General features: G+C 40.0%; 2 protein-coding genes and 1 pseudogene. All 3 read right to left on the bottom strand.

The features are described 5' to 3' along the window. On the bottom strand, positions 1 to 716 hold a 716-nt coding region (locus WBM60_RS02215), incomplete at its 3' end, for a hypothetical protein (protein WP_424282717.1). Between the two features lie 436 nt (positions 717 to 1,152). After that, complete coding sequence (locus WBM60_RS02210; RefSeq protein ID WP_424282716.1) at positions 1,153 to 2,616, bottom strand: arylsulfatase; 1,464 nt, start codon at positions 2,614 to 2,616, stop codon at positions 1,153 to 1,155. A 35-nt stretch (positions 2,617 to 2,651) separates the two neighbouring features. After that, a pseudogene (locus tag WBM60_RS02205) lies at positions 2,652 to 2,953 on the bottom strand (haloacid dehalogenase-like hydrolase); the annotation flags it as partial.

Here is a 2,953-nt window from a genome sequence, read left to right as displayed (position 1 = left end):
AGGGACTCATTTAAGTCTTCCCCTTTCTTTACCATTAACAATAACAATCGCAAACCAGTAATCCATCCTTCCGTTTGTTGCATCAATTTATGCGAAATTGCTCCACTTGACTCTATATGAAAAATATTATTCAATAATCTCAAAATTTCACTTTCATTGAAGCACAGTTCTGCCGCACGAATCTCATTGATGCGACTGTGTGCGCGTAACGAGCTTAGATTCAAAAACGGATCACTCCTGCAAATAATGACCAAATGCATGAGCTGTGGAGGAAACTGGAGCAGCTGGTTAATCAGTTCATTAATTTGCATGTTTTGGATTAAATGATAATCATCTAAAACCACGACAAATTCCTTATCGATTTCATCTAAACCATTAATGAGGCTTTCAGCTATTTTGTTCATCGGTGGTAATTCAGCAGCTTCCACATAGTCATTCAGATGAACCAAAGCTTTTGGAAACCTATTATTGACCGATGTGGAAATACACCGAATAAAATCTCTGATTTCATTGTCTTCATCGCTCAATGAAACCCAGGCATAGGGGATTTTGGATTTTTCAAGCCAGGAGCTGATCAACATGCTCTTGCCATAACCAGCGCCTGCACTAACCAGCGTAAGTGGCTTGTACATGTTCTTATTCAGCAGATCAATCAGATGATCTCTGTAAACATGTTCTTTGGTGACAGGTGGTCGATGCAGTTTCGTTAGTAGCACGGCTAATTTTAATGCAAGTTAAATATTATATATCAGGGATTAAAATTATTTATTGAGTTTTCAATAAGAGTAAAGGTACGTAACGAAAGTGGAAGAAAAGTAGAGATACAGCTAAAGAAACTATGGAAAGCGTCTAAAGTGTCTTATATGAACAAATAAAGTGGGTAGATAAAAAGTGCTCAAATTATACCTACCTACCTACCTACCTACCTCAGGCAGGAAAGGCTTAAGTTTGCCTTTTATTAAAATTAAAAAAAGAGCGACAACCATAAGTTTTCACTCTTTTCATTTTGTTAATTATCTGATATTACAATACTTAGTTTGTGCTACTATTTTTTTTATGCAATTCACTTTTCTCTGCGCCATTAATCTCCCGCTTGCTCATAATGTGCGGCCGAGTAGAGTTCCTTGCTCGACTCATACCGCACTGTCTGGGTTATTTCTTATTCTTCGGCACATACGGATCAGGCGTACCCGGCTTGATGGGTGGTTCTGTTTGAAAGGATTTTGCATGCTCTACTGCGACTGCTGACATTGGAAAACGCACCCACATTTGTTGGCCTGATTTATAAGTAATTGGATAATTTTCCTGTGGATCTGTGTAAAGGTTGATAAATCGTGGAACGCCGTATTCGACAATTTTGCCCGTCCCCATGCCGTTTTCGAACTCCTTGGTCAACATTTTCCAGTTGCGCCATTTTACTCCGAATACTTGATCTCCTACATAAATAACAAAGGATTCTCTTGCTGATTTTTCGGTCTGTCCCATTAAGAACTTGCTTTGATCGACACCGTCAATGATACGATCAGCAGGTACTTTTCCTCCAGTGATTTTGGCAATTGTCGTAAACAAGTCAAATTGATGGACCATCTCGTTAGAAACCCGGCCCGCTGGAACTTTTCCTGGCCAACGCATTATAAATGGCACACGCAAAGAACCTTCTCTTGCCGTAAAATAGGAACCACGCCAAGGGCCACTCCAGCCCTGGTAGCCCGGAATCATTTCAGGTCCATTGTCTGATGTCCAGATAAAGATGGTATTATCAGCAATTCCTAGTTCATCGAGTAGATCCAATAGTTCACCCGTATAGGCATCAATTTGCATTAATACATCTGCATAATCTCCATTGCCGCTTTTGCCAGCAAACTCTTTGCTAGGTAATACAGGCATATGAGTCTCTGTATAGGGTAAATACACGAAAAACGGATCATCTGATTTTGCTTTACGCGTAATAAAATCTATTGCTCTATCTGTACTCTCTCTGTCTATTTCTCGTCTTGCTTCTAAGTCATATTTTTTCACCTTTTTAGGCGTATTATTTTTAGTGGCTTCAAAAATATAAGTTGGTTTAACCTGTGGATTAATCTGCTCTGCAACTACCCGTTCGAATTGTACTTCTCCAGGCCAAAAACTGTCATCGGTTGAGTTTGGAATGCCATACCACTCATCAAATCCTTGATTTGTAGGATAGCGCCCATCAGTATCGCCCAAGTGCCATTTACCAAACATAGCTGTAGCATAGCCAATATCCGAAAGCATTTCGGGCATGGTATATTCCCATTGAGTTAGACCATACTCTCCTGCATTCCAATTGACAGTGCCATTACCCGTGCGTACAGCGTAGCGCCCGGTCATTAATGCTGCTCTACTGGGTGTACATTGAGCTTCTACATTAAAATTAGTCAGTCGCATACCTTCAGAGGCTAGCTTGTCAATTCTTGGCGTAGCCGCACCACGCGTAATTCCTCCACCGTAAACACCAAGCTCTCCATAGCCAAAGTTGTCCATATTTAGGAGTATAATGTTGGGCTTTTTGTTTTTCTGTGCTTGCATCGGAATAACAATTCCGATAATAAACAAGCCCATTACTAGAATACTTACTAATTTCTGTGTTTTCATCTTATTTGTTTTGAAGCTATTCGGTATTATTTTTTTTAATTATCGAAAGGGAATATTTTCTTCCAATCGTTTTTCATGCTTACCACATGCCAGCCACCTTCTTTGGCAGCATTTAAGGATTTGTTATCTTTTTCGGCATAGGCAAATTCACGTACGTCGTCGTCATGATTTACCAAAAGTTGAAAATTGGGTAGTGTGTTTGTTTGGCTATAGGTCAGTTGTCCTATGTCACCTCCACTACGTACATTGCCTCCAACAAAGATTGGGATACGACCAATTCGCTGCTCAATGGTCGCAGGCTTAGTGTCTTTATCGTTCATAAACATGTTCTTTGTCC

It is taken from the genome of Eudoraea sp. (genome assembly GCF_049669105.1).
In the GTDB taxonomy this organism is placed as follows: domain Bacteria; phylum Bacteroidota; class Bacteroidia; order Flavobacteriales; family Flavobacteriaceae; genus Eudoraea.
Note: the sequence above shows the minus strand (reverse complement) of the source record. Positions and strands in the feature narration are given on the sequence as shown.

Coding starts and splice junctions, on each gene's coding strand:
- WBM60_RS02210 (WP_424282716.1), bottom strand. CDS start 2,616: ATGAAAACACAGAAATTAGTAAGTATTCTAGTAATGGGCTTGTTTATT.